This window comes from Lentzea sp., assembly GCF_036380075.1.
Taxonomy (GTDB): domain Bacteria; phylum Actinomycetota; class Actinomycetes; order Mycobacteriales; family Pseudonocardiaceae; genus Lentzea.
Genome location: NZ_DASVFL010000100.1, coordinates 55,181 through 81,104 on the forward strand (window position 1 = coordinate 55,181; position 25,924 = coordinate 81,104).

At 71.0% G+C, this 25,924-nt stretch carries 23 protein-coding genes; 19 read left to right on the plus strand and 4 right to left on the minus strand.

What is annotated here, in order from left to right:
* Window positions 1-28: 28 nt before the first annotated feature.
* Window positions 29-598: an elongation factor P gene (gene efp, locus VF330_RS12090; protein WP_330851641.1), complete on the plus strand. Its 570-nt coding sequence runs from the start codon at window positions 29-31 to the stop codon at window positions 596-598.
* Window positions 598-1,017: a transcription antitermination factor NusB gene (gene nusB / locus VF330_RS12095; RefSeq protein ID WP_330851642.1), complete on the plus strand. Its 420-nt coding sequence runs from the start codon at window positions 598-600 to the stop codon at window positions 1,015-1,017. The genes efp and nusB overlap by 1 nt, the downstream gene beginning before the upstream one ends.
* Window positions 1,018-1,069: 52 nt before the next feature.
* Here nusB and VF330_RS12100 read toward each other — a convergent pair whose 3' ends face one another.
* Entirely contained in the window at window positions 1,070-1,717 is a 648-nt protein-coding gene (locus VF330_RS12100) for an HD domain-containing protein (RefSeq protein WP_330851643.1), read from the minus strand.
* A 121-nt stretch (window positions 1,718-1,838) separates the two neighbouring features.
* Here VF330_RS12100 and VF330_RS12105 point away from each other — a divergent pair, with 121 nt between their 5' ends.
* A complete protein-coding gene (locus VF330_RS12105) occupies window positions 1,839-2,588 on the plus strand; it encodes an RNA polymerase subunit sigma-70 (protein WP_330851644.1) in 750 nt (249 codons plus the stop codon).
* Window positions 2,589-2,688: 100 nt separating this feature from the next.
* On the opposite strand, the gene VF330_RS12110 is transcribed toward VF330_RS12105, so the two are convergent.
* Window positions 2,689-3,177, minus strand: a complete 489-nt coding sequence (locus tag VF330_RS12110; protein ID WP_030471611.1) for a transcriptional regulator — start codon at window positions 3,175-3,177, stop codon at window positions 2,689-2,691.
* 257 nt (window positions 3,178-3,434) lie between these two features.
* On the opposite strand from VF330_RS12110, the gene pyrR reads away from it, so the two are divergent.
* From pyrR to VF330_RS12175, 13 genes are all read left to right on the plus strand, one after another.
* On the plus strand, window positions 3,435-4,007 hold the full coding sequence (gene pyrR / locus VF330_RS12115) for a bifunctional pyr operon transcriptional regulator/uracil phosphoribosyltransferase PyrR (protein ID WP_285642317.1): 573 nt from the start codon (window positions 3,435-3,437) through the stop codon (window positions 4,005-4,007).
* Complete coding sequence (locus VF330_RS12120) at window positions 4,004-4,936, plus strand: aspartate carbamoyltransferase catalytic subunit (RefSeq protein WP_330851645.1); 933 nt, start codon at window positions 4,004-4,006, stop codon at window positions 4,934-4,936. Before pyrR ends, VF330_RS12120 begins: the two co-directional genes overlap by 4 nt.
* Window positions 4,933-6,213, plus strand: a complete 1,281-nt coding sequence (locus VF330_RS12125; protein ID WP_330851646.1) for a dihydroorotase — start codon at window positions 4,933-4,935, stop codon at window positions 6,211-6,213. The genes VF330_RS12120 and VF330_RS12125 overlap by 4 nt, the downstream gene beginning before the upstream one ends.
* Window positions 6,210-6,716 (plus strand): transporter, encoded by a 507-nt coding sequence (locus VF330_RS12130; RefSeq protein WP_330851647.1) that lies wholly within the window; start codon window positions 6,210-6,212, stop codon window positions 6,714-6,716. The genes VF330_RS12125 and VF330_RS12130 overlap by 4 nt, the downstream gene beginning before the upstream one ends.
* Complete coding sequence (gene carA, locus VF330_RS12135; protein WP_330851648.1) at window positions 6,713-7,825, plus strand: glutamine-hydrolyzing carbamoyl-phosphate synthase small subunit; 1,113 nt, start codon at window positions 6,713-6,715, stop codon at window positions 7,823-7,825. Before VF330_RS12130 ends, carA begins: the two co-directional genes overlap by 4 nt.
* Before the next feature lies 1 nt (window position 7,826).
* On the plus strand, window positions 7,827-11,129 hold the full coding sequence (carB, locus tag VF330_RS12140) for a carbamoyl-phosphate synthase large subunit (RefSeq protein ID WP_330851649.1): 3,303 nt from the start codon (window positions 7,827-7,829) through the stop codon (window positions 11,127-11,129).
* A complete protein-coding gene (gene pyrF, locus VF330_RS12145; protein WP_330851650.1) occupies window positions 11,126-11,938 on the plus strand; it encodes an orotidine-5'-phosphate decarboxylase in 813 nt (270 codons plus the stop codon). Before carB ends, pyrF begins: the two co-directional genes overlap by 4 nt.
* Window positions 11,939-12,232: 294 nt before the next feature.
* Window positions 12,233-12,550, plus strand: coding sequence for an integration host factor, actinobacterial type (mihF, locus tag VF330_RS12150; protein WP_030471603.1), 318 nt, complete (start codon window positions 12,233-12,235; stop codon window positions 12,548-12,550).
* On the plus strand, window positions 12,547-13,143 hold the full coding sequence (gene gmk / locus VF330_RS12155; protein ID WP_414675369.1) for a guanylate kinase: 597 nt from the start codon (window positions 12,547-12,549) through the stop codon (window positions 13,141-13,143). The genes mihF and gmk overlap by 4 nt, the downstream gene beginning before the upstream one ends.
* A 2-nt stretch (window positions 13,144-13,145) precedes the next feature.
* Window positions 13,146-13,424 carry a DNA-directed RNA polymerase subunit omega gene (gene rpoZ, locus VF330_RS12160; RefSeq protein ID WP_045313812.1) on the plus strand — a complete coding sequence of 93 codons (279 nt, stop codon included), beginning with the start codon at window positions 13,146-13,148 and terminating at the stop codon, window positions 13,422-13,424.
* Window positions 13,425-13,639: 215 nt separating this feature from the next.
* The gene (gene coaBC / locus VF330_RS12165) at window positions 13,640-14,848 is read left to right on the plus strand and encodes a bifunctional phosphopantothenoylcysteine decarboxylase/phosphopantothenate--cysteine ligase CoaBC (protein ID WP_330851677.1); all 1,209 of its coding nucleotides are present in this window, start codon (window positions 13,640-13,642) and stop codon (window positions 14,846-14,848) included.
* 37 nt (window positions 14,849-14,885) lie between these two features.
* Entirely contained in the window at window positions 14,886-16,088 is a 1,203-nt protein-coding gene (gene metK, locus VF330_RS12170) for a methionine adenosyltransferase (RefSeq protein ID WP_330851651.1), read from the plus strand.
* Window positions 16,089-16,173: 85 nt separating this feature from the next.
* The gene (locus VF330_RS12175; RefSeq protein WP_330851652.1) at window positions 16,174-19,065 is read left to right on the plus strand and encodes a hypothetical protein; all 2,892 of its coding nucleotides are present in this window, start codon (window positions 16,174-16,176) and stop codon (window positions 19,063-19,065) included.
* Here the strand turns inward: VF330_RS12175 and VF330_RS12180 are convergent.
* Window positions 19,052-19,537 carry a calcium-binding protein gene (locus VF330_RS12180; RefSeq protein WP_330851653.1) on the minus strand — a complete coding sequence of 162 codons (486 nt, stop codon included), beginning with the start codon at window positions 19,535-19,537 and terminating at the stop codon, window positions 19,052-19,054. The genes VF330_RS12175 and VF330_RS12180 overlap by 14 nt on opposite strands.
* Before the next feature lie 382 nt (window positions 19,538-19,919).
* Between VF330_RS12180 and VF330_RS12185 the strand changes: the two genes are divergently transcribed.
* From VF330_RS12185 to VF330_RS12195, 3 genes are read left to right on the plus strand one after another with little or no spacing between them, the layout of a single operon-like run.
* The gene (locus VF330_RS12185; RefSeq protein ID WP_330851654.1) at window positions 19,920-21,866 is read left to right on the plus strand and encodes a phosphocholine-specific phospholipase C; all 1,947 of its coding nucleotides are present in this window, start codon (window positions 19,920-19,922) and stop codon (window positions 21,864-21,866) included.
* Between the two features lie 10 nt (window positions 21,867-21,876).
* On the plus strand, window positions 21,877-23,082 hold the full coding sequence (locus VF330_RS12190) for a hypothetical protein (RefSeq protein ID WP_330851655.1): 1,206 nt from the start codon (window positions 21,877-21,879) through the stop codon (window positions 23,080-23,082).
* A gap of 30 nt (window positions 23,083-23,112) precedes the next feature.
* Window positions 23,113-25,389, plus strand: a complete 2,277-nt coding sequence (locus tag VF330_RS12195) for a primosome assembly protein PriA (protein ID WP_330851656.1) — start codon at window positions 23,113-23,115, stop codon at window positions 25,387-25,389.
* Window positions 25,390-25,413: 24 nt separating this feature from the next.
* Here VF330_RS12195 and VF330_RS12200 read toward each other — a convergent pair whose 3' ends face one another.
* Window positions 25,414-25,881, minus strand: a complete 468-nt coding sequence (locus tag VF330_RS12200; protein ID WP_330851657.1) for a hypothetical protein — start codon at window positions 25,879-25,881, stop codon at window positions 25,414-25,416.
* Window positions 25,882-25,924: the final 43 nt, after the last annotated feature.

The window sequence follows — 25,924 nt, forward strand, 5'->3', positions numbered from 1 at the left end:
CCCCGTCCAACACAGGAGAAATCCCACCGTGGCCACCACGAACGACCTGAAGAACGGCCTGGTGCTGAACCTCGACGGCCAGCTGTGGACCGTCACCGCGTTCCAGCACGTCAAGCCCGGCAAGGGTGGCGCCTTCGTGCGCACGACCCTCAAGCACGTGCTGACCGGGAAGGTCGTCGACAAGACCTTCAACGCGGGCACCAAGGTCGAGACCGCCACCGTGGACAAGCGCGGCATGACCTACCTGTACAAGGAAGGCACCGACTTCATCTTCATGGACGGTGACACCTACGACCAGATCCCGGTTCCGACCGAGACCGTCGGTGACGCCGCGAACTACATGCTGGAGAACCAGGAAGCGATGGTCGCCACGCACGAGGGCGTCCCGCTGTTCGTCGAGCTCCCGACCTCGGTCGAGCTCGTCATCCAGCACACCGACCCGGGCCTGCAGGGCGACCGCTCCACCGGCGGCACCAAGCCCGCGACGCTGGAGACCGGCGCCGAGATCCAGGTTCCGCTGTTCGTGACGACCGGCGAGAAGATCAAGGTCGACACCCGCGACGGCCGCTACCTCGGCCGCATCAGCGACAAGTCCTGATGGGTGCTCGGAGCAAGGCCCGCAAGCGCGCGGTCGACTTCCTCTACGAGGCCGACCTGCTGGGCACCGACCCGGTGACGCTGCTGGCCGAACGAGTCGGCTCGCCGGACGTCCCGCCGGTGAACGACTACACCGTCTCCCTGGTCGAGGGCGTCACCGCGCACCGCTCGCGCATCGACGACCTGATCTCGGAGCACGCCGAGGGCTGGACCCTGCAGCGCATGCCGGCGGTCGACCGCGCGGTCCTGCGCATCGGTCTCTACGAGCTGCTGTGGGCGGCCGACGTGCCGGACGCGGTGGCCATCGACGAGGCCGTGGAGCTCGCCAAGGGCCTCTCGACGGACGACTCGCCGAGGTTCGTCAACGGCGTGCTCGGCCGGATCGCGGTCATCGCGGACCAGCTGCGCGCCGTCCTGTAGTTTCGACCGGACGGCCGCTCCTCCCGCAACGGGAGGGGCGGCCGTCCGTCACCTAGCGCGTGGTGCGCGCCCAGCCCCGCCGTTCGCCCTCGTCGATCAACCGCTGAGCCGCCTCCCACAACGGCGCCGAAGCGTCACCGATCACCGCCTTGCGCGCCCGCACGTCGTCCGCCGTCACGCCGGGCGTCCGCCAGGTCCCGCCGCGCGCCATCCAGTTGAGCAACAACGGCTGGAGCCGGTCCATCGCCTTGGCGAACCGCGCTTCCGGCGTCTCGCGCGCCTCGAACTCGTCGAACAACGCCCGCATCGCGCGTCCCGCGTCCTCGGGCAGCAGGCCGAACAACCGGTCCGCGGCGGCGTCCTCGCGTTCCTGCTGGCTCACGCCCGCCTCGGTGTCGTAGAGCGGTGTGTCGCCCGCGTAGATCTCGACGAGGTCGTGGACGACGACGAGCTTGACCGTGTGGCCGACGTCGATCGGCTCGTCGGCGTACTCGGCGAGGGTCATCACCATCAATGCGAGGTGCCAGGAGTGCTCCGCGTCGTTCTCGCGCCGGTCGGCCGCGGCGAGAGGTGACTGGCGCAGCACCGTCTTGAGCTTGTCGACCTCGATCAGGAACGTGAGGTGGTCGAGCAGCCGGGCGTCCAGACCGGACGGCAGCGGGTTCGAGTCGGCGAGGAGTTCCGTGTCGGAGGTGGTCACGGTGCCGGGAGACTACCTGGCCGCGCTTATTCCGTGAGGATCACCACCGCCGTTCCGGGCACATCCCCAGCCTGCCGGGTGTCGTACTGAACGGGCGCTCGGACGAAGGGGGACCAGCGGCGTGGACCAGGAGGACAGGCTCGCCTACCGCATGCTCGGCCGATTCAGCGAGGCCGCCGACGCCGTGCGGGAGGCCAGGCGCAAGATCGAGAAGACCGGGGAGCCGGGCTGGCTGAGCACCGTGGTGGCGCGGGTGAGCCTCACGATGCTGCGCGTGCGGGCCCGGCGCGGCTTCGAGATGCCGGACCCGGTGGTGAGCCCCGGCCCGAACGACGAGGTGGGCCTGGGGGTGCTGACGGCGCTCGACGCGCTGACGCCGGACGAACGCGTGGCCTACGTGCTGCACGACATGTTCGGCGAGGGGTTCGAGCGGGTCGCGCCGCTGATCGGCCGCACGCCGCTGGGCGCGTCGCAGGTCGAGGCTCGGGCGCGGCAGCGGGTGGCGGGCCGGCCGGTGTCCGATGTGGACCTCGACGGCCAGCGCGGCGTCGTGGACGCGTTCGTGGCGGGAGCCGAGGTGCTGGACGCGGACGTGACGCTGCGGTCGGAGGACCTGTGGCTGCGCGGCGCCGAGATGGTCGCGCCCAAGGCGCGGCTGCTGCAGGCGCCGTGCATGGTGCCCGCGGTGGTCGGCGGCGAGGCCGGGCTGATGTCGGTGGTCGACGGCAAACCGGTCGCGCTGGTGTCGTTCACGGTGCGCGAGGGGCGTATCGCGGCGATCCACGCGATCACGGACCGAGAGCACGTCCGCAGGCTGACGGCAGCGCACCACACACACGCGCCAGCCGGGTTCCCCCAGTTCCGACACTAGTGAGCAGGTCTGACACCAATGGAGCAGTGGCTCCCCCGACGTCCTCAGGGCGACTGGCAGGACGTCGGGGGAGCCACTGCTCCAAGTGGGTGCCGGAAGTTCAGTCTTCCTTCGCGGGCCGCGCCTCGGGAGGCAGCACACCCCAGTCGATGAGCTGCTCGGTGAGCTCGCCCGGCGTCATGTCGTAGATGATCGCGAGCGAACGCAGGTCCTCGGTGCGGATGGAGAGGACCTTGCCGTTGTAGTCACCGCGCTGCGACTGGATGGTCGCCGCGTAGCGGGCGAGCGGGCCGACCTTCTCGACCGGCAGCTGCTGCAGCCGTTCGAGGTTGATCACGATCTTGGTGGCCGGCTCGGCACCCGACGGCACGCGGCCCTCCGGCAGGAGCTCGGCGACGGGAACGCCGTAGAAGTCGGCCAGCTCGGCCAGCTTCTGCACGGTCACCGCGCGGTCACCGCGCTCGTACGAGCCGACGACCACGGCCTTCCAGCGACCGCCGGACTTCTGCTCGACGCCGTGCAGGGACAGGCCCTGCTGCTGGCGGATAGCGCGGAGCTTGGCCCCCAGCGCCTTGGCGTAGTCGCCCATGTGGCGGTTCTCCGTTCATTCGCCCCGTCAGCAGTACTGGCGTGCTGCGGGGAGGCTTAGATCGATACGCAGAGTAATGATTACTCGCCGTGGTCGGCAGGTCAAGCTGATCTCGGGACGAGACGCGCGCCACGCCTGGCCCACCACTCGGATGGTTGACCGTCCACAGGTGATACCGTGCAGGTCAGCCCGGCTATAACCGGGTGTCCGACGTCCTTTAAGGACCCGTCCAGTGAGGCGGGGAAGGAGGTCCAGCCGTGGCGTCACGTCAACGTGGCGCGACGGATCCGGCCGGGGATCGCGAGATCCTGTCGGCCGGTGACGTCGCGCGCACTGTCGCCCGAATGGCCCATCAGATCATCGAGAAGACCGCTCTCGATGCACCCAGCGCACCCGACGTCGTCTTGATGGGTATTCCCAGCCGGGGAGCCCCCCTCGCACGTCGCCTGGCCGCTAAGATCGCCGAATTTTCCGGCCGGACGGTGCACGAGGGCACGCTCGACATCACCCTCTACCGCGACGACCTGCGCCGAGGCCCCACGCGGCCGCTGGAGGCCACGAAGCTGCCCGAGGGCGGCATCGACGACAAGCTGGTCGTGCTCGTCGACGACGTGCTGTTCTCCGGCCGCACCATCCGCGCCGCGCTCGACGCCCTGCGCGACCACGGCCGTCCCCGCGCGGTGCAGCTCGCCGTGCTGGTCGACCGCGGCCACCGGGAGCTGCCGATCCGCGCGGACTACGTCGGCAAGAACCTGCCGACGTCGAAGAACGAGGACGTCGTCGTGAACCTCGAGGAGTTCGACGGCCGCGACGGAGTGGTGCTGAAGTGAAGCACCTGCTCTCCACCGACGGCCTCGACCGCGACCAGGCGATCGCGATCCTCGACACCGCGGACCGGCTGAAGCAGGCGCTGCTCGGCCGCGAGGTCCGCAAGCTGCCGACGCTGCGCGGCCGCACCGTGATCACGATGTTCTACGAGAACAGCACCCGCACGCGGGTGTCGTTCGAGATCGCCGGCAAGTGGATGTCCGCCGACGTGATCAACGTCAGCAGCTCCGGTTCCAGCGTCAGCAAGGGCGAAAGTCTCCGGGACACCGCCCTGACGTTGCAGGCCGCGGGCGCCGACTGCGTCATCGTGCGCCACCCGGCGTCCGGTGCCGCCCACCGGCTCGCGGGCTGGCTCAGGCACACCGGCACGTCCGTGGTGAACGCGGGCGACGGCATGCACGAGCACCCGACGCAGGCGCTGCTCGACGCCGCCACGTTGCGCGACCGCCTCGGCAGCCTCGACGGCCGCCGCGTCGCGATCGTCGGCGACGTCCTGCACAGCCGCGTCGCCCGGTCGAACGTGCACCTGCTCACCACGCTCGGTGCCGAGGTCACCCTGGTGGCCCCGCCGACGCTCCTGCCCACGGGCGTGGAGAAGTGGCCGGTCACCGTCTCGCACGAGATCGACTCCGAGCTCGCCTCGCAGGACGCGGTGATGCTGCTGCGCGTGCAGGCCGAACGCATGACCGGCGGGTTCTTCCCGAGCTCCCGCGAGTACTCGATCGCCTACGGCCTCAACGAGCGGCGCCTGAAGCTGCTGCCCGAGCACGCCGTCGTGCTGCACCCCGGCCCGATGCTGCGCGGCATGGAGATCGCCTCCGTCGTCGCCGACAGCCCGCAGGCCGCCATCACCGAGCAGGTCCGCAACGGTGTCCACGTGCGCATGGCCGTGCTGTACCACTTGCTCGCCCACGAGGAGGAAAACGCGTGAAACCCTTGCTGCTCAAGGGAGTTCGTCCCTATGGCGAGGGGGAACCGATCGACCTGCTGATCCGCGACGGCGTGATCGCGGAGGGCTCGGACTCCGATGCCGAGGTCATCGAGGGCAACGGCGCGATCCTGCTGCCGGGCTTCGTCGACCTGCACACCCACCTGCGCGAACCCGGCCGCGAGGACACCGAGACCATCGAGACGGGTTCCCGGGCCGCCGCTCTCGGTGGCTACACGGCGGTCTTCGCGATGGCCAACACCGACCCGGTCGCCGACAACGCCGTCATCGTCGAGCACGTCGCCCGCCGTGGCCAGGAGGCCGGTCTCGTCGACGTCCACCCCGTCGGCGCCGTCACCGTCGGGCTCAAGGGCGAGAAGCTCGCCGAGCTCGGCACGATGGCCAAGTCCAAGGCGAACGTCCGGGTGTTCTCCGACGACGGCCACTGCGTGTACGACCCGCTGATCATGCGCCGCGCCCTGGAGTACTCGAAGGCGCTGGGCGCCGTCATCGCCCAGCACGCCGAGGAACCGCGCCTCACCATCGGCGCGCAGGCGCACGAGGGCGAGAACGCGTCGCGCCTGGGCCTGCAGGGCTGGCCGGCCGCCGCCGAGGAGTCGATCGTCGCCCGCGACTGCCTGCTCGCCAAGCAGGTCGGCGCGCGGCTGCACGTCTGCCACGTCAGCACCACCGGCACCGCCGACGTCCTGAGGTGGGCCAAGGCCCGCGGCACCCAGGTCAGCGCCGAGGTCACCCCGCACCACCTGATCCTGACCGACGACCGGCTCTCCACCTACGACCCGGTCAACAAGGTCAACCCGCCGCTGCGCACGCAGACCGACGTCGACGCGCTGCGCCAGGCGCTCGCGGACGGCACCATCGACTGCGTCGCCACGGACCACGCCCCGCACGCCGTGCAGGACAAGGACTGCGAGTGGTCGGCCGCGAGGCCGGGCATGCTCGGACTGCAGACCGCGCTGAGCATCGTCGTCGAGACGATGGTCAAGACCGGCCTGCTGGACTGGCGCGGCGTCGCGCGGGTGATGAGCGAGAAGCCCGCCGAGATCGCCGGCCTGACCGACCAGGGCCGTCCGATCGAGGCCGGCGAGCCCGCGAACCTCGTGCTGGTCGATCCGGACGCGACGTGGACCGTGAACGGCGCTCAGCTCGCGAGCATCGCGGGCAACACCCCGTTCGAGGGGATGGAGCTGCCCGGCGCGGTGACGGCCACCATCTTCCGTGGCCGGGTGACCGCCCTGGCGGGAAGGATTGCGGAATGACCCGCGTACTCCTCTCCGTGGCGGTCCTCCTCTTCTTCGCGTTGTGCGTCTACGGCATGTGGCACGGCTGGAAGCGACGCCAGCGCGCGCAGGCCGGCCTGCCGCAGTTCCCCGCGACACCGGAGAACCTCGGCGCGGCGACCCTCGCGACCACGGGTGTCTACATCGGAACGACGAACGCGGGCAACTGGCAGGACCGCGTCCAGGTCGGCGACATCGGCCACCGCGCGGAGGCCACGCTGAGCCTCGTCCCCGAAGGCGTCGCGATCGACCGCGTCGGCGCCACCCCGATCTTCATCCCCGCCGGGTCCATCCGGGACGCCCGCACCGACCGCGGGCTCGCCGGGAAGGTCATGTTCAGCGAGCAGGGACTGCTGGTCCTCCAGTGGGAGAACCAGGGCCACCTCTTCGACACGGGCTTCCGCGGCGACGACAAGGACGTTTACGACGACTGGCTCGCGGCACTCGGCCAGGAGCAACCGAACACGGAGGGCAAGGCGTGACGAACGCGGCATTGGTGCTGGAAGACGGTCGCGTCTTCCGCGGTGAGGCGTACGGAGCGACCGGCGTCTCGCTCGGCGAGGTCGTGTTCTCCACGGCCATGACCGGCTACCAGGAGACCCTGACCGACCCCTCCTACCACCGCCAGATCGTGGTGCAGACCGCGCCGCAGATCGGCAACACCGGCTGGAACGACGAGGACGACGAGTCGTCGAAGATCTGGGTCGCGGGCTACGTCGTCCGCGACCCCGCGCGCACGCCGTCCAACTGGCGGTCCCGCCGCGGCCTCGACGAGGAGCTCGCGAACCAGGGCGTCGTCGGCATCTCCGGCCTCGACACCCGCACCCTGACCCGCCACATCCGCGAGCAGGGCGCGATGCGCGCCGGCGTGTTCTCCGGCGCCGGGCTCACCGACGACGCGTCGATGGTCGAGCAGGTCAAGGCGAGCGCGCAGATGGTCGGCGCGAACCTCGCGGTCGACGTCACCACCGACGAGCCGTACGTCGTCGAGGCCATCGGCGAGAAGAAGTTCACCGTCGCGGCGCTCGACCTGGGCATCAAGTCGAACACCCCGCGGATGATGGCGGCGCGCGGCATCGAGGTGCACGTGCTGCCGTTGACGAGCAGCTTCGACGACATCCTGAAGGTCAGCCCGGACGGAGTGTTCCTGAGCAACGGCCCCGGCGACCCGGCCACGCAGGACCACGCCATCGCGCTCACCAAGGAGGCGCTGGGCCGCAAGCTGCCGCTGTTCGGCATCTGCTTCGGCAACCAGATCCTCGGCCGCGCGGTCGGCCGCGGCACGTACAAGATGCGCTACGGCCACCGCGGCATCAACATCCCGGTCATCGACGTGACCACCGGCAAGGTCGCCATCACCTCGCAGAACCACGGGTTCGCGCTGGAGGGCACGCCGGGGGAGGAGTTCTCCTCGGAGTTCGGCCGCGCCGTGCTGTCGCACTACTGCCCGAACGACGGCACCGTCGAGGGCGTCCGGCTGCTCGACGCGCCGGCGTTCTCCGTGCAGTACCACCCGGAGGCCGCGGCCGGTCCGCACGACGCCGCGCCCCTGTTCGACGAGTTCGTGACCATGATGAACGGCGGCCGCTGACATGCCCAAGAGGACTGATCTCAAGCACATCCTGGTCATCGGCTCCGGCCCGATCGTCATCGGTCAGGCCTGCGAGTTCGACTACTCCGGCACCCAGGCGTGCCGGGTGCTGCGGGAGGAGGGCATCAGGGTCAGCCTGGTGAACTCCAACCCGGCGACGATCATGACCGACCCCGAGTTCGCCGACGCCACCTACATCGAGCCGATCACGGCCGAGTTCGTGGAGAAGGTCATCGCGCAGGAGCGCCCGGACGCGATCCTGGCGACGCTGGGCGGCCAGACCGCGCTCAACACCGCGATCGCGCTGCACGAGCGCGGGGTGCTGGAGAAGTACAACGTCGAGCTGATCGGTGCGAACGTCGACGCGATCCAGCGCGGCGAGGACCGGCAGATCTTCAAGGACCTGGTGCGCAAGATCGGCGCCGAGGTGCCGCGCTCGGCCGTCTGCAACACGATGGACGAGGTCCGCAAGACCGTCGCCGAGCTGGGCCTGCCGGTCGTCATCCGGCCGTCGTTCACCATGGGCGGCCTGGGTTCCGGCATGGCCTACACCGCGGAGGAGCTGGAGCGGCTCGCGGCCATCGGCCTGGAGGAGTCCCCGGTCACCGAGGTGCTGATCGAGGAGAGCGTGCTCGGGTGGAAGGAGTACGAGCTCGAGCTGATGCGCGACCGCAACGACAACGTCGTCGTCATCTGCTCGATCGAGAACATCGACCCGATGGGCGTGCACACCGGTGACTCCGTCACGGTGGCGCCCGCGATGACGCTGACCGACCGCGAGTACCAGCACATGCGCGACGTCGGCATCCAGGTCATCCGCGAGGTCGGCGTCGACACCGGCGGCTGCAACATCCAGTTCGCGATCCACCCCGAGAACGGCCGCATGGTCGTCATCGAGATGAACCCGCGCGTGTCGCGCTCGTCGGCGCTGGCGTCGAAGGCGACGGGCTTCCCGATCGCCAAGATCGCCGCGAAGCTCGCGATCGGCTACACGCTCGACGAGATCACCAACGACATCACCGGCGAGACCCCGGCGTCGTTCGAGCCGACGCTCGACTACGTGGTCGTGAAGGCGCCGCGGTTCGCGTTCGAGAAGTTCCCCGGAGCGGACCCGACCCTGACGACGACGATGAAGTCGGTCGGCGAGGCCATGTCCATCGGCCGCAACTTCGTCGAGGCGCTGGGCAAGGCCCTGCGGTCGCTCGAGACGAAGTCGGTCGGCTTCTGGACCCAGCCCGATCCCGAGGGCGTCACGCTGGAGTCCACGCTCAAGCAGCTGGAGCGCGGTCACGACGGCCGGCTCTACACGGTCGAACGGGCGCTGCGGCTCGGTGCGTCCATCGAGGACGTTCACCAGGCATCGGGCATCGACCCGTGGTTCGTCGAGCAGATCGCCTGGCTCGGCACCCTGCGCACGGAGCTGCTGGACGCGCCGGTGCTCGACGAGGCGTTGCTGCGCAAGGCGAAGCGCGCCGGCCTGTCCGACCGGCAGATCTCCGTGCTGCGGCCGGAGCTGGCCGGCGAGGACGGCGTGCGCGCGCTGCGCCACCGCCTCGGCGTGCGGCCGGTGTACAAGACGGTCGACACGTGCGCGGCGGAGTTCAAGTCCGAGACGCCGTACCACTACTCCGCCTACGAGCTCGACCCCAACGCCGAGTCGGAGGTCGCGGAGCAGCGGGTGAAGCCGAAGGTGCTGATCCTGGGCTCCGGCCCGAACCGCATCGGCCAGGGCATCGAGTTCGACTACTCCTGCGTGCACGCCGCGATGGCGTTGCGGGAGGCCGGCTACGAGACCGTCATGGTCAACTGCAACCCCGAGACCGTGTCGACCGACTACGACACCTCCGACCGCCTCTACTTCGAGCCGCTGACGTTCGAGGACGTCCTGGAGGTCGTGCACTCCGAGCAGCGCTCCGGCGAGGTCGCCGGCGTGATCGTCCAGCTGGGCGGGCAGACGCCGCTGGGCCTCGCGAAGCGCCTCTCGGACGCCGGTGTGCCCGTCGTCGGCACGACCCCGGAGGCGATCCACCTCGCCGAGGACCGCGGCCAGTTCGGCAAGGTGCTCACCGAGGCCGGGCTGCCCGCGCCGAAGTTCGGCACCGCCACCTCGTTCGGCGAGGCCAAGGAGATCGCGGACGAGATCGGCTACCCGGTCCTCGTGCGCCCCTCCTACGTCCTCGGCGGCCGCGGCATGGAGATCGTGTACGACGAGGAGTCGCTGTCCGGGTACATCGCCCGCGCGACCGAGGTCACCCCGGAGCACCCGGTGCTCGTCGACCGGTTCCTCGACGACGCCATCGAGATCGACGTCGACGCCCTGTGCGACGGCGACGAGGTCTTCATCGGCGGTGTCATGGAACACATCGAGGAAGCCGGCGTGCACTCCGGCGACTCGTCGTGTGCTCTGCCGCCGATCACGCTCGGCGCCTCCGACATCGAGAACGTCCGCCGTTCCACCGAGGCCATCGCCCGCGGAATCGGCGTCAAGGGGCTGCTGAACGTCCAGTACGCGCTCAAGGACGACGTCCTCTACGTCCTGGAGGCGAACCCGCGTGCGTCGCGCACGGTGCCGTTCGTGTCCAAGGCCACCGCGGTCTCGATGGCCAAGGCGGCGTCCCGCGTCATGCTGGGCGCCACGATCGCGGAGCTGCGCACCGAGGGCCTGCTGCCCGCCACCGGTGACGGCGCCCGGCTGCCCGAGCACGCGCCGGTCGCGGTCAAGGAGGCGGTCATGCAGTTCCACCGCTTCCGCACGCCCGAGGGCCACGGCGTCGACTCGTTGCTGGGCCCGGAGATGAAGTCCACCGGCGAGGTCATGGGCATCGACTCGTCGTTCGGCAAGGCGTTCGCGAAGTCGCAGACGGCCTCCTACGGCTCGCTTCCCACCGCCGGCAAGGTGTTCGTGTCCTTCGCGAACCGCGACAAGCGCGCGATGATCTTCCCGGTCAAGCGCCTCGCCGACCTCGGCTTCCAGATCCTCGCCACGTCGGGCACCGCGGAGGTGTTGAAGCGCAACGGGATCCCGTGCACCGAGGTGCGCAAGCACTTCGAGGGCGAGGGCAACGTCGTCGACATGATCCTGGCCGGCGAGATCGACATGATCTTCAACACGCCGTACGGCAACAGCGGCCCGCGCGTGGACGGCTACGAGATCCGCACCGCCGCCGTCGCCAAGGACATCCCTTGCGTCACCACGATCCAGGGCGCCGCCGCGGCCGTGCACGGCATCGAGGCGCTCATCCGCGGTGACATCGGCGTCCAGCCGCTGCAGGCGCTCCAGGCCGCGCTGCGGGGTGACGCGTGACGTTCGGGAAGAGGCTGACCGAAGCCGCCGAGGCGCACGGACCGCTGTGCGTCGGGATCGACCCGCACCCCGGCCTGCTCGACGCGTGGGGCCTCTCGCGGACCGCCGAGGGCCTCGAACGGTTCGCCCTGACGGCCGTGGAGGCGTTCGGCGGCAAGGTGTCGATGGTGAAGCCGCAGGCGGCGTTCTTCGAGGCCTACGGGTCGCGGGGCGTCGCCGTGCTGGAGCGGGTGATCGCGGACCTGCGCGACTCCGGCACGCTCGTGCTGGTGGACGCCAAGCGCGGCGACATCGGCTCGACCATGGCCGCCTACGCCGAGGCGTACCTGGGCGAGGGCTCGCCGCTGGCCGGTGACGCGGTGACGGTGTCGCCGTTCCTCGGCTTCGGGTCGCTGCAGCCCGCGCTCGACACGGCCCGGGCGAACGGCCGGGGCGTGTTCGTGCTCGCGCTCACCTCCAACCCCGAGGGAGCGGAGGTCCAGCGGGCCGTTGCTCCGGACGGGCGAACCGTGGCGCAGACGATCATCGATTTCGGAGCCGCCCGGAATTCCGGCATTTCCCCGTGCGGCGATGTCGGTCTCGTCGTAGGGGCCACGATCGGGGAAACGGATGCGGACCTCTCCCGGTTCAACGGACCGGTTCTGGCGCCCGGTTTCGGCGCTCAGGGAGGCTCCGCGGCCGATCTAAAACGGCTCTTCGGACCCGACATGCGCAACGTCTTTCCGACTTCTTCACGAGATGTTCTCAAGCACGGACCGGACGTGTCTTCGCTGGTCAGCGCCGTGCGGAGGGTTCAGGAGAGCCTCTGAGGAGGGGCGCGCCACGACTTTTGGGGTGTGGCGCGCTCACCTGGGGAAACATGTGTTGGTAGGGTCCACGCCACCGGCTGCCCCGCTGGTCACCGGCCTCATAGCACACGTAACGTGGGCGACGAGTTGCCGGAGGCAGTGATCAGGCCGCCGGAGGGTGTTGGTACTACTACCACCCGCCGCCTCACTCATGACCGCTGAAGATTTCTTGACTGGGTCGCGTTGTACTCAGGCAATTGCGGTCGGTACGGTCGCGGCACCGATCCGAAAAGAATCCACACCACGGAGGAAATCGTGGCTCTTCCCCAGCTTACCGAGGAGCAGCGAGCCGCAGCGCTGGAGAAGGCTGCTGCCGCTCGTCGCGCTCGGGCTGAGCTCAAGGAGCGCCTCAAGCGCGGCGGCACGACCCTGACGGACGTGCTCAAGGCCGCCGAGAGCGACGAGGTCCTGGGCAAGATGAAGGTGTCCGCGCTGCTCGAGGCCCTGCCGGGCGTCGGCAAGGTGCGCGCGCAGCAGATCATGGAGCGCCTCGAGATCGCTCCCAGCCGTCGCCTGCGCGGTCTCGGTGACCGTCAGCGCAAGGCCCTGCTCTCCGAGTTCAGCGGAGAGTGATTGGCAGCGAGGCGGGGACGGGCGCTGCCCGTCCCCGCCTCACCGTCTTGTCCGGGCCGTCCGGCGTTGGCAAGTCCAGCGTCCTGGCGGAGCTGCGCAGGCAGCAGCCCGACGTCTACTTCTCCGTCTCGGCGACCACCAGGAAGCCGAGGCCGGGCGAGGTCGACGGGGTGCACTACCACTTCGTAGACCACGCGAAGTTCCAGCGGATGGTGGACGCGGGCGAGTTCCTCGAACACGCCGAGTTCGCCGGGAACCGCTACGGAACGCCTCGCAGGCCCGTCGAAGAAGCTCTGGCCACCGGCCGCCCCGCCCTGCTCGAGATCGAGCTCCAGGGCGCCAGGCAGGTCCGCGTGGCGATGCCGGAAGCCCAGCTGGTCATGCTGATGCCCCCGTCCTGGGAGCACCTGGTCGACCGGCTGACCGGCAGAGGAACCGAACATCCGGACGTCGTCGAACGCCGCCTCGAGATCGCCCGCGAGGAGCTGGCGGCCGAGAAGGAGTTCGACGAGGTCGTCGTGAACGCCGACGTGCAGTCGGCCGCCGCCGACTTGCTATCCTTGATGGTCGGACCACGAATTTCAGGAGTCTGATAGTGATCACCCACACCGAGCTCGGTCACCTGACCGGTTCCCCGGAGGGCATCACCAACCCGCCGATCGACGACCTGCTGGAGCAGGTGAGCTCGAAGTACGCGTTGGTGATCTACGCAGCGAAGCGTGCCCGCCAGATCAACGACTACTACGCGCAGCTCGGCGAGGGCCTGCTCGAGTACGTCGGCCCGCTCGTCGAGCCGGGTCCGCGCGAGAAGCCCCTGTCGATCGCGCTCCGCGAGATCCACGCGGGTCTCCTCGAGCACACCGAGGGCGAGTGACCGACGAAGTCGCCGGGTGAGGTGTGCCTGCGGAAAGCGCAGGCCATCGCGCCTTCGAGTGTCTTGTGGGGGCCGAGCCCCCACACCCCACGCCGGGGCGAGCCCCGGACCCCCAGCGGGTTCCTCCCTAGTGGGCGTGACCTCGCGGTCGTTGCTCACAGGGAGAGGCTTTGAACCCCGCTGCACGTGACACTGATGCCCCCGACAAGCCCAGGATCGTTCTGGGTGTTGGCGGGGGCATCGCCGCGTACAAGGCTTGTGAGGTTCTGCGCCGGCTGACCGAATCCGGCCACTCCGTGCGGGTCGTGCCCACCGAGGGCGCCCTCAAGTTCGTGGGCGCCGCCACGTTCGAGGCGCTGTCCGGTCAGGTCGTGTCCGCGGACCCGTTCGACGACGTGCACGAGGTGCCGCACGTCAAGCTCGGCCAGAACGCCGACCTCGTCGTGGTCGCCCCGGCGACGGCGAACCTCATCGCCAAGGCCGCGCACGGCCTCGCCGACGACCTGCTGACCAACACCCTGCTGACCGCGCGCTGCCCGGTCCTGCTGGTGCCCGCGATGCACACCGAGATGTGGGAGCACCCGGCCACCCGGCACAACGTGGAGCTGCTGCGCTCGCGGGGCGTCGTCGTCGCGGAGCCCGCGTCCGGCCGCCTCACCGGCAAGGACACCGGCAAGGGCCGCCTGCCCGACCCCGCCGAGATCGTGGAGCTGGCCCGGCTGCTGCTCGTCCAGGGCCAGGCCCTGCGGCGCACGCTGGAGGGCGTGCACGTCGCGATCTCGGCCGGCGGCACCCGAGAACCACTCGATCCGGTGCGGTTCATCGGCAACCGGTCGTCCGGCAAGCAGGGCTATGCACTCGCACGGGTGGCGGCGCAACGGGGTGCGAGAGTGACTTTGGTCGCCGGCAACACCGCCGACCTCACCACGCCGGCCGGTGTCGACCTGGTCCGCGTGGGCTCCGCCGTGGAGTTGCGCGACGCGATGCACGAGGTCGCCGCGGACGCCGACGTGGTCGTCATGGCCGCCGCCGTCGCCGACTTCCGGCCCGTGTCGCTCACCGGCCACAAGATCAAGAAGACCGACGCCGACCCCGACCCGATCGCGCTGACGAAGAACCCCGACATCCTCGTGGAGCTCGTTTCCGCACGTCGGGACGGTCAGGTCATCGTCGGGTTCGCCGCGGAGACCGGCGACGAGACGACGTCGGTGCTCGACTACGGCCGCGCCAAGCTCCGGCGCAAGGGCTGCGACCTCCTGGTGGTGAACGCGGTCGGCGACGGCCAAGCGTTCGAGCAGGAGGACAACGCCGGGTGGCTGCTCTCCGCCGAGGGGGCCGAGACGCCTATCCCGCACGGGCCGAAAACACAAGTGGCGTCCGCCGTGTGGGACGCGGTTACCGTTCGCTTGCCCGAGTCTCAGTAGTATTTTCCGGAGTCCAACCCGCAACGAAGGAGTGTCCGTGAGCCAGCACAGCAGCAGGCTGTTCACGAGTGAGTCGGTGACCGAGGGACACCCGGACAAGATCTGCGACGCGATCAGCGACTCGATCCTGGACGCCTTGCTGGCCAAGGACCCCCGCTCCCGGGTGGCCGTGGAGACGCTGGTGACCACGGGCCAGGTCCACGTGGCGGGTGAGGTCACCACCGAGGCCTACGCGGACATCCCCACGATCGTCCGCGAGAAGATCCTGGAGATCGGCTACGACTCGTCCGCGAAGGGCTTCGACGGCCACTCGTGCGGCGTGAACGTGGCGATCGGCGCGCAGTCCCCGGACATCGCGCAGGGCGTCGACACGGCGTTCGAGGAGCGCGTCGAGGGCGCCGCGGACGAGATCGACAAGCAGGGCGCCGGCGACCAGGGCCTGATGTTCGGCTACGCGTGCACCGACACGCCCGAGCTCATGCCGCTGCCGATCGCGCTGGCGCACCGCCTGTCCCGCCGCCTGACCGCGGTCCGCAAGGACGGCACCGTGCCGTACCTGCGCCCGGACGGCAAGACCCAGGTCACCATCGAGTACGCGGGCGACCAGCCCGTGCGCCTCGACACGGTCGTCATCTCCACGCAGCACGCCGACGGCATCGACCTCGAGAAGCTCCTCGGCGTCGACCTGCGCGAGCACGTCGTGGCCCCCGAGCTGGCCGAGCTGAGCCTCGACACCGCGAACGTCCGGCTGCTCACCAACCCGACCGGCCGCTTCGTCATCGGCGGCCCGATGGGTGACGCCGGCCTGACCGGCCGCAAGATCATCGTCGACACCTACGGCGGCATGGCCCGCCACGGCGGCGGCGCGTTCTCCGGCAAGGACCCGTCGAAGGTCGACCGCTCCGCCGCGTACGCCATGCGGTGGGTCGCGAAGAACACCGTCGCCGCGGGTCTTGCCACCCGCGTCGAGGTCCAGGTCGCCTACGCGATCGGCAAGGCGGCCCCGGTGGGCCTGTTCGTCGAGACCTTCGGCACCGAGACCGTCGACCCGCAGAAGATCCAGCAGGCCATCACCGAGGTGTTCGACCTCCGGCCCGCCGCGATCATCCGCGACCTCGACCTGCTGCGCCCGATCTACGCCCCGACCGCCGCGTACGGCCACTTCGGCCGCACCGACGTCGACCTGCCGTGGGAGTCCACGGACCGCGCGGAGGCCCTGCGCAGCGCCGCCGGCGCCTGATCCCGTTCCACGCGCACGGCCCGCTTCCCATCTTGGGGAGGCGGGCCGTGTCGTATTTCAGGACCGGTCGCCGTCTCCGTTCCGCGTGGGGGACAACACGACCGGACTCAGCGCGGTACCGCGACCGCTCGACGTCGAACTGCCGCGCCCGCACCTCGTCGACCGCCTGCGATCCCGCTGGTGCCGCCCGGTCACGCTGGTGACCGCCGGACCGGGCTTCGGCAAGACCACCGCGCTGGCCCAGGCCGTCCGCGCCAACCTCCTCGAGCCGCGCGGCCTCGACGCCTGGGTGAGCTGCGGCCCCGACCACGAGGACGCGACCCGGCTGGCCGGGGCGATCCTGGACGCGCTCGGCGGCGGGAGCCCCGAACCCGGTGCGGCGGACGTCCTCGACGCACTGCGGCGGAAAGCCCCGCTCGACGTCTGCCTGACGCTCGACGACGTCCACGAGATCCCGGACGGCTCACCAGGGGCACTGCTGCTCGAAGCCGTGGTGCGCGCCCTGCCCGGCACCGCGCACCTCGTGCTGTCGGGCAGGTGCGCGCCGCCTCTTCCGCTGGCCAGAAGGGAAGCGGCGGGGGAGGTGGGCTCCGTCGGCACGGACGACCTCGCCTTCACCGGCGCCGAAACCGCCGCGCTGGCACGGAGGTTCGGCCGGGAGCCCACCGAGGACCTGCACGGCTGGCCCGCGCTCGTCAGGCTGTCGCTGACGGCGGGACGCACCGCGTCGTGGCGCTACGCCGCGGAGGAGGTGCTACGCGGTCTCGACGGACCGGCGCGGACGGCGTTGGCCGCCCTGGTGCTGCTGGGATGTGCGACCGAGGACGAGGTCGGCGCGGTCACGGGAGCCCCGGCGGACCTGGAGCGCCTGGTCGAGGAGGTCCCGCTGGTCAACCGGCTCGACGACGGCAGGTACCGCGCTCACGACCTGTGGGCCGGTCTGGCGCCCGCGGACCACCTGCGCGCGAAGGCGGTCGACGTCCTGGTCGCGCGGGGCGAACTGGCGGGAGCCGGGCGGATCGCGTGCCGTGCGCGGGACTGGCCGCTCCTCGGCCGGCTGGCGGTCGAGCTCGTGCGGACCACGTTGTCCGTGCTGCCCTGCACGACGGCCGAGCGGTGGCTGACAGCGGTTCCCGAACACCTGCGCCAGGAACCCGCGTTCCTGTTGCTCGCCGCGGCCGTGGCGCACGCCGGGGACTTCACCGACCCGTCCCTCGACGGCCTGGTCGACCGCGCCTGCGCCGGGATGCTCGAAGCCGGCGACCTCGACGGCGCCGCGGTGGTGCTGGGACAGGCGGTGATCACCGCGCACTCCAGGGGCGACCTGGCCCGGCTTGTCCAGGTGGCGTCGAAGGCCCAGTGGATCGACGCGGAGTCGCCGGTGCTGCGGCTGCTCAGGCACAGCGTCGCCGCGGTGGTCGCCGAGCTCGCGGGAGATCCGGAGGAGGCCCTGGTCCACCTCGCCCAGGCGCCCACCACCGAGGTGCCCCGGGCACTGGCGGTGTCCACCACGCGGTTCCACGTGCACTGCCTGGCGATGTGCGGACGCGGGCAGGACGCCGCCGAGCTCGCCGGACGCAGGCTGAACGACGACCTGGCCCTCCGCCACGTCGCCACCGCGCGGTGGTTCGACGGCGAAGTCGTCGACTTCACCGGGGATGACCCGGACAGCACGGCACGCGACGAGTTCGTGGCGCGCGCTCTGCACACCGTCATCGCCGCGTCGTTCGGGGAGACCACGACCGAACTTCCTGGCGAGCAGGACAATCCGCGCGACGCCGTGCTGGCGTGTGCGTCGCACGCTGCCGTTGCCGTCACGCGCGGAGAGGAGGAGTTGGCGCGGGACGTGTACAAGCGGCACCTGGCGAGGTGGCCGGTGGACGTCAAGGTCGCCGAACGGCACCTGCGCAGGTTCCTGACGCTGGGCTACGTGCTCAGCGACGAGCTGAGAGAACGTTGGGACGCCGCGGATCTGGGGCCGTCGCACCGCAAGGCGCGGGCGGCCGGCCGGGCGTTGCTCCGTGCCAGGCGAGGAGATCTGCGAGCGGACCTGCCGGAAGCACACGCGCTGTGCTTCCTCCCGCTGCCGTGGTCGGTCGAACTCGCGTGCCGCCAAGCGGCGACGGGGAGGACGAAGCTGGGGTCGTGGCTGGCCGAGCGCGTCGGACCCGCGGTGCACCGGCAGTTCCGGGAGCTGGCAGGGGATCCGGACCTCGCCACGGGTGCGGCCCGGCTGCTCGCCACCGTGCCGACGCCGCCGGACCACCCGATCGGCATCGAGGTGCTCGGGCCGATGCGCGTGACCAGGAACGGCATCGCGGTCGACGCCCCGGAGCTGCGGCGCGCACGCGTCCGACAACTGCTGGGACTGCTCGTCCTGCGCCCGGTGGTGACCCGAGACCAGGCGGCGGACCTGCTCTGGCCCGAGCTCGACCCCGCCAGTGCCGCCAGGAACCTGCGGGTGACCACGACGCACCTGCGGCGGCTGCTGGAACCCGGCCGCGCGGCCGGCGAGGCCAGCTACTGCGTGCGCAGCGACGGCGACACGATCAGGCTGGTCCGGGGCGGTCTGCTGACCGCGGACCTGTGGTCGTTCCACGACCTGGGCGACGCGGACCTGCTGGAGCGGGCGGTGGCGTTGTGGCGCGGCGAACCGCTGCCGGACCTGGCGGAGCTGTGCGAGGCCGAGGTCGGCCACATCCGGGCGAGGCACGTCCGGAACCTGGTGGCGCTGGGCGAGTCCAGGCTCGTCACGTCGGACCCGGCCGAGGCGGGCCGGCTGGCCGAACGGGCGCTGGAGCTGGAGCCGTTCGACCCGCGCGGGCACCGCCTGGCGCTGGCCGCCGCACTGCGCGCACGGAACCCGCGGAGAACCGCGGAGGTCCGTGCGCGCGTGCTGGAGTCGTTGCGGGAGCTCGGGGCCGAACCCGACGCCGCGACGCGGATCCTGTTGCGGCAGACCGTCACGGGCAGCTGACGGCGACCTCGGTGGACGGCGGGCACCAGTCGACCCCGGCCTGGCCGTTGCCCCTGTCCCAGCCGGCGTCGCCGGACAGCAGGTCCGTGCCGTCGTCACCCAGCATCCGGTCGTCGCCGGGCTCGCCGTAGACGGTGTCGCGCTGCGGACCGCCCTGGACCTCGTCGTCGCCGCGGCCGGCGCAGACCAGGTCGTCGCCGGGACCGCCGTAGATCACGTCGTCGCCGTCCAAGCCGATGATGACGTCGTCGGCGCCCAACCCGAAGATGGTGTCCGGTCCGGGGCTGCCGAGGATGACGTCCGGGTTCACCGTCCCGACGATCACTCCGGCGCCGACGATCGTGGGCGCGGCGTTGTAGCAGTCCGCCTGGGTGGGTCTGTTCTGGAACTCCGGCGGGACGTCGTCCGCTTGGGCGACACCGGCGGTGCACAGACCGATGGCGAGCGCCGCGGCAGCGATGCGCAGTTTCATGGTGGGTTCCCCTCGTCCGTGTGGTGCTTGCGGATCGAAGAGTTGCAACCGAGCGTTGCCCGAACGCTAACCAGACGACGAGGCCGATGTATCAAGTGCGGCCGTGCGGACTCCGCTCGTGCGTAGGCCACCGCACGTCCGCCTGTCCGGCCCCCCCATGTCACCGGTCAGGCGGCGTGCCGCGCCACGCCGGCACGCGCCAGCACACTCCCTCCTGGCGCTGCCGGTGTCGCGCGGCCCCTCGGTGCCCCACGACGCGGCCGAACCGCCCGTCGTGGGGCACCGAGCCTTCTGTGAGTGTGAAGAAGGCCCTGGTCATCCGGGACCTTTGTTCATACGGGAGTTGGTTCCGCGACACGTCCTGCGACTAGAAACTCGGTTCATGTCGCTCTCTCGTCGTGGGTTCATGGCTGCGGTCGCTGCTGCTGGTGCGGGCACTTTGCTGCCGCCGTCGGTATACGCCACATTGGCTCGTGAGCCTCGCGCGGGAGGATTGCGCGCGATAAAGCACGTAGTGCTGCTGATGCAGGAGAACCGTTCGTTCGACCACTACTACGGAACTCTCCGTGGAGTGCGCGGGTTCTCCGACCGCAACGCACTGAGGGGTGTCTTCAACCAGTCCGGCGTGCTGCCGTTCCCGGTGCGTGAAGCGGCGTCGGGGCGTGACATCCAGTACATCGGCGACCTCGACCACAGCTGGAACGGCGGCCACTCGGCGTTGCGCGGCGGGTGGAACGACAACTGGGTGCCGGCGAAGACCGCGGCGACCATGGCGTTCTACACGCGCCAGGACATCCCGTTCCACCACGAGCTCGCGGACACCTTCACGCTGTGCGACGCCTACCACTGCTCGGTGCCGTCCTCGACCTCGCCGAACCGGAACTACTGGGTGTCCGGGTACACCGGGTTCGAGCCGTCCGGCGGCCGGGCGACCGGCAACGCGGCCTACGACGAGGACAACCACGCCGGGTACACGTGGAAGACCTACCCGGAACGCCTCGAGGCGGCGGGCAAGCCCTGGCGCGTCTACCAGGAGTGGGACAACTTCCAGGACAACAACCTGGAGTTCTACGCGCGGTTCAAGGAGATCGCGCGCAAGGTGCTGCCCGCCGGGTTCCGGTCGCTCGACAGGCTGTACGGGACCGGCGACCCCGCGTTGATCGGGTCGCTGGACCTCTCGCGGTTGTCGGCGGCGGAGAAGTCGTTGTACGACAGGGGACTGCACCGCGTGCGTCCTGGCGGCCTGGGGGAGGCGTTCCGGGCCGACGTGGAGCACGGGCGCCTGCCCGCCGTCTCGTACCTCGTGCCGTCCTCGGTGGACTCCGAGCACCCCGGCGCGTCGTCGCCCGCCGCGTCCGCCTCGATCACCTACCAGGTGCTGGACGCGCTGGCGTCGAACCAGGACGTGTGGGAGTCCACGGTCCTGTTCATCACCTACGACGAGAACGACGGCTTCTACGACCACGTGCCGCCGCCGCGCCCGCCGTTGTCCGTCACCGACGAATACGTGGGCGACCGGCCGTTGGGGCTGGGTGCGCGCGTGCCGATGACCGTCGTCTCGCCGTGGTCCGTGGGCGGTTACGTGTGCTCGCAGGTGTTCGACCACACGTCGATGACGCAGTTCCTGGAGAAGTGGACGGGAGTGCGGTCGGAAGAGATCTCCTCGTGGCGTAGGACCGTCACCGGTGATCTGACTTCCGCGTTCGACTTCGACCGGCGGCGGACATGGCCCGAGGTCGGTGAGCCCGCTGCCGTGCCGCCCGCGACGCCGCGCTGGCGTCCCGCGCCGCCGTCGACGCAGAAGATGCCGGAGCAGGAGGCCGGACGCCGCCGTGCGCGCGCACTGCCGTACCAGCCGGATGCGTCGTTGCGCGGTTCCCGTCTGGAGATGTCGAACTCCGGTGCGTCGTCCGTGCACCTCGCGCTGTACCCGTACTCGGGACAGTTCGACGTACCGCAGCACTTCGACGTCGCGTCGGAAGCGGCGCTCGACGTCGTCGGCGACCACGATCTCGTGTTGCTGGGGCCCAACGGTTTCCGCCGTGAGTTCGCCGGCACGTCATCGGACCGTGCGCGTGTCTCGTCGTCGGTGCGCGGATACAGCCGTGTGCTGACGTTGACGTTCGAGAACACCGGATCTTCGCGGCTGACGTTCATGCTGGGAGGCCGCAAGTACTCCGTGCGTCCGGGACACCGCCACGTCATCCCGTGGCTGACCGCCCTCAACTCCGGCTGGTACGACCTCACCGTGACGGTGGAGGAGGAGCCCGCGTTCCGCCGGCGGCTCTGCGGTCACATCGAGAACGGCCGCGAGTCGATCTCCGGCTAACGTCTTTCCCGTGGAGATCACGGGGGATGAGATCCGGCGGCGGATGATCGATCACGAATCGCTGGACCCGGGAGGCCTGAGGATCGTCGGTGCGACGATCACCGGCCGGCTGGACCTGTCCGACGTCGTGGCGAAGCGCCCGCTGGTGCTGGTGGACTGCAAGGCCGAACTGCCCGTGGTGCTCAGCCGCGCGCACTTCTCCCTGCTGGACCTGAGCGGGCTGGTGGCGCCGTCCCTGCAGGCGCGCGGCCTGACCGTGGACCACCACCTGAAGCTGAGCGGCGCGAGGCTGACCGCCGAGGAGTCGGTGGACGCGCTGCACATGCGCATCGGCGGCAGCGCGTACCTGGACGAGGGGTTCCAGGCGTCGGGGACGGTGACGCTGAGCGGGTCGCAGGTCGCCGGGGTGCTGATGTGCGGTGGCGGGCGGTTCGACAACGGGCTCTTCCTGGTGGACCTGCGGGTCGGCGACGGGATCTTCCTCAACCAGGACTGCCGGATCTCGGGCGGTGGCGTGCACGCGTCCGTGCGCCTGCGCGGCACTCGGGTGGACGGGCAGCTCCTGCTCAGGGGCGTCCGGATCACCTCCGCCGGCGTTGCGCTCGACCTGCGGTACGTGCGCGTGGGCAGGGAGCTCTTCCTGCCGTTCGACGGCATCGAGGGCAAGGCGCAGCTCGAAGGGCTCACCTACGAGGGACTGCCGCGGGACGCCACTGTGGACGAATGGCTGGCGTTCCTCGCGGACCGCACGCTGCGCTACTCGGCCCAGCCCTGGGCCCAGCTCGCCACCGCGCACCAGGCGGCCGGCCACGAACGCGACGTGCGGCGCATCCGCGTCGCCCAGCAACGCGACCTGCGCCGGCGCGGGCAGCTGTCGCGGTGGGGCCGCCTGTGGCACCTGGTGCGCGGCGTGACCGTCGGCCACGGCTACCGGCCCGGCCTGGCCCTGGTGTGGCTGGCCGGCGTGCTCGCGGTGTCGGTCGGGGTGGTGCTGGTCTCCGGCGGCGTCCGCTGCTCGGTCGTCGAACAGGTCGGCTACGCCCTGAACGTGGCGGCACCGCTGCTCAAGGCGGACGCGGCCCGCTGCACGGTCGACGCCGGCTCGGGCGCGGGCAGGCTGGTCCTGGCGTCGACCTGGCTGCTCCAGGTGCTGGCCTGGGCGTTCGCCACCCTGTTCGTGGCGGGCTTCACCGGTTTGGTGAGGCGCAACGCGTGACTGTCGGGGCCGTCTGATACACCAGGAGGCATGAGCGCGAAGACCGGAGCGAGAAAAGGGGAGCGAGTCCCCGCGGCGTCGCTGCCGGTCGCGCGGATCGTGGTGGACGTCCCGCTCGCCCACCTGGACAGGCCCTTCGACTACCAGGTTCCGTCCGAACTGGACGATGCCGCCGTACCGGGCTGCCGCGTCCGCGTGCGCTTCGCTGGCCAGCTGGTCGACGGCTACCTCCTGGAGCGCGCCGAAACCTCCGAGTACGGCAAGAAACTCACCTACATCGAGAAGGTCGTCTCACCGGAACCGGTGCTGGCACCGGAGATCGCGGCGCTGGCCCGCGCCGTCGCCGACAGGTACGCGGGCGGCATGATCGACGTGCTGCGCCTGGCCATCCCACCCCGCCACGCCCGAGCGGAGGCCGCGCCGTCCGGCACCCCGGCCCCGCTGCCGCAGGTGCCCGCGTGGGTGACGTCCGCAGACCCCGGAAGTCCGGCCGCACAGGCGGATTCCGCCGCCGACGCACACGGCACCGCGCTCTACGGCGATGCCGAATCCCCGGGCCCGGCCACGACCTCCGACTCCGCGGCACTCGCAGAACCTCCGGGCTCCGAACCCGATCCCGCCCCCTCGCCTGCCCGACCCGCCACCCAGTCCGCGGATCCCCCGGCGGCGTCCAATCCCGAGACGTCAGCCGCGTCGGTCACCTCGCCGTCGCCGGATCTCCCCGCCCGGTCCGAGCTGCCGCCCGTCCCCGCCGACGCCTGGTCCCGCTACCCCCGCGGCCCCAAGTACCTCGAAGCCCTCCGCGAAGGCCGCCCCGCCCACGCCGTCTGGCAGGCGCTGCCCTCCGAGGACTGGCCCGCCCGCCTCGCCGAGGCCGCGGCCGCCGTCGCCTCCACCGGGCGCGGCGTGGTCATCGTCGTGCCGGACCACCGCGACTCCGCTCGCGTGGCCGAGGCGTGCGGCCGGCTGATCGAAGGCGTGGTGACGCTCGCGGCCGACCTCGGGCCGTCGGAGCGCTACAAGCGTTGGCTGTCGGTGCGCCGTGGCGTGGCGCGGGTGGTGGTGGGCACGCGTGCGACCGCTTTCGCGCCCATCCGCGACCCCGGCCTGCTGATCGTGTGGGACGACGGTGACGACCTTCACGTCGAGCCGCGGTCGCCATACCCCAACGTGCGCGACGTGCTGGTGCAGCGCGCGCACATGACCGGGGCGGCGTTGCTGGTCGCCGGGTTCGCCCGCACCGCGGAGGCGCAGCTGCTGGTCGAGACCGGGTGGGCGCACGAGATCGTGGCGTCGCGCGAGACGCTGCGGGCCGTCGCGCCGCGGGTGGTGTCGGTGGGCGACAACGAGTGGCAGGACGTCAAGGACCCGGCCGCCCGCACGGCACGGTTGCCGTCCATCGCCTTCGACGCCGCCCGGTTCGCCCTCGCCGACTCGCCGGTGCTGATCCAGGTGCCGCGGCGCGGGTACGTGCCGGCGCTCGCGTGCGGGCAGTGCCGCGGGCCCGCGCGGTGCCGGCGGTGTGCCGGGCCGCTGGCGTTGCCCGGCGGCACCGAGGACGGGGCACCCAAGCCCGCCTACTGCCGGTGGTGCGCCGCGACGGAGGCCGGGTTCCGGTGCCCGACGTGCGGGTCGCGGAGATTGCGCGGGCAGATCATCGGTGCCCGGCGCACCGCGGAGGAGCTCGGCAGGGCGTTTCCCGGCTACCCGGTGCGGACCAGCGGCGCGGACGAGGTGCTGGCCGCGGTGCCCGGCAAACCCGCGCTGGTCGTGGCGACGCCCGGTGCCGAGCCCGTGGCCGAGGGCGGGTACGGGGCCGTGCTGCTGCTCGACGGCTGGGCGTTGCTCGGGCGGGCCGACCTCCGGGCGTCCGAGGAGGCGCTGCGGCGGTGGATGACCGCGGCCGGGCTCGTGCGTCCCGGCACCGGGCGCGTGGTCGTCATCGCCGACTCGGCACTCACGCCCGTGCAGGCCCTGGTCCGCTGGGACCCGGTGTGGCACGCCGCCACCGAGCTCGCCGCGCGCACCGAGCTGGGCTTCCCGCCCGCAGTGCGGATGGCGACCGTCGACGGCACCCCCGACGCGGTCAACGCCCTGCTCGACGAGCTGCACCTGCCGCCCACCGGGGAGGTCCTCGGACCGGTGCCGCTCGGGGAGGACGAGTCGAAGGAGCGGGCGCTGGTGCGGGTCGCGCGCGGCGAGGGACGTCAGCTGGCCGCCGTGCTGGCCGAGGCGCAGGCGGTGCGGACGGCGCGCAAGGAACAGGACCTCGTGCGCATCAAGCTCGACCCGCTCGAGGTGCTCTGACCCGGTCGTCCAGGGCGGTGGGCCTCAGCTCTCGTAGTAGGAGCGCAGGCCGGCGAGGTGCTCGCGGATGTTCTCGTCGGTGAGCTTCTCGTAGCCGAGGTACTCGGACATGTACGCCATCAGCTCGGCCCGGTCCGGGTGCTCGGTGGCCGCGATCACGTGCGCCGTCGTGCCCGCGACGCCCGCCGGGAACAGCAGGAAGCCGTCGAGGCCCGCCATCGTGTCGAAGGAAGCGTTCTTGGCCTCCCACAACGTCCAGACGTCCTCCTCGCGGCCGCACTCCGCGAGCAGCAGCGCCGCCAGGCCCAGCGCCTCGCTCAGGCCCCAGCCCTCGCGGTGGGCGGCCGTCTCCTCGGCGAGCAGGTGGCGCAGCAGGTCCGCGTCGCCCTCGCGCCGCTCGCGCAGCAGGAGGTGCAGCGCTTCCTCGCGGTCCGCCTCGTCGAGCGGGGTGTTCGCGAAATCCGTTCGCAACTGGTCAAGATCGATCGACACGCCCGCACCTTAGGCCTTTCTCAAGCAGTGTTGCCATCCGGTC

Excerpts from the sequence above, each read along its gene's own strand:
- nusB (WP_330851642.1), top strand. The coding sequence starts at position 598 with ATGGGTGCTCGGAGCAAGGCCCGCAAGCGCGCGGTCGACTTCCTCTAC.
- VF330_RS12110 (WP_030471611.1), bottom strand. The coding sequence starts at position 3,177 with ATGGGCGACTACGCCAAGGCGCTGGGGGCCAAGCTCCGCGCTATCCGC.
- VF330_RS12130 (WP_330851647.1), top strand. The coding sequence starts at position 6,210 with ATGACCCGCGTACTCCTCTCCGTGGCGGTCCTCCTCTTCTTCGCGTTG.
- carB (WP_330851649.1), top strand. The coding sequence starts at position 7,827 with ATGCCCAAGAGGACTGATCTCAAGCACATCCTGGTCATCGGCTCCGGC.
- VF330_RS12180 (WP_330851653.1), bottom strand. The coding sequence starts at position 19,537 with ATGAAACTGCGCATCGCTGCCGCGGCGCTCGCCATCGGTCTGTGCACC.
- VF330_RS12185 (WP_330851654.1), top strand. The coding sequence starts at position 19,920 with ATGTCGCTCTCTCGTCGTGGGTTCATGGCTGCGGTCGCTGCTGCTGGT.
- VF330_RS12195 (WP_330851656.1), top strand. The coding sequence starts at position 23,113 with ATGAGCGCGAAGACCGGAGCGAGAAAAGGGGAGCGAGTCCCCGCGGCG.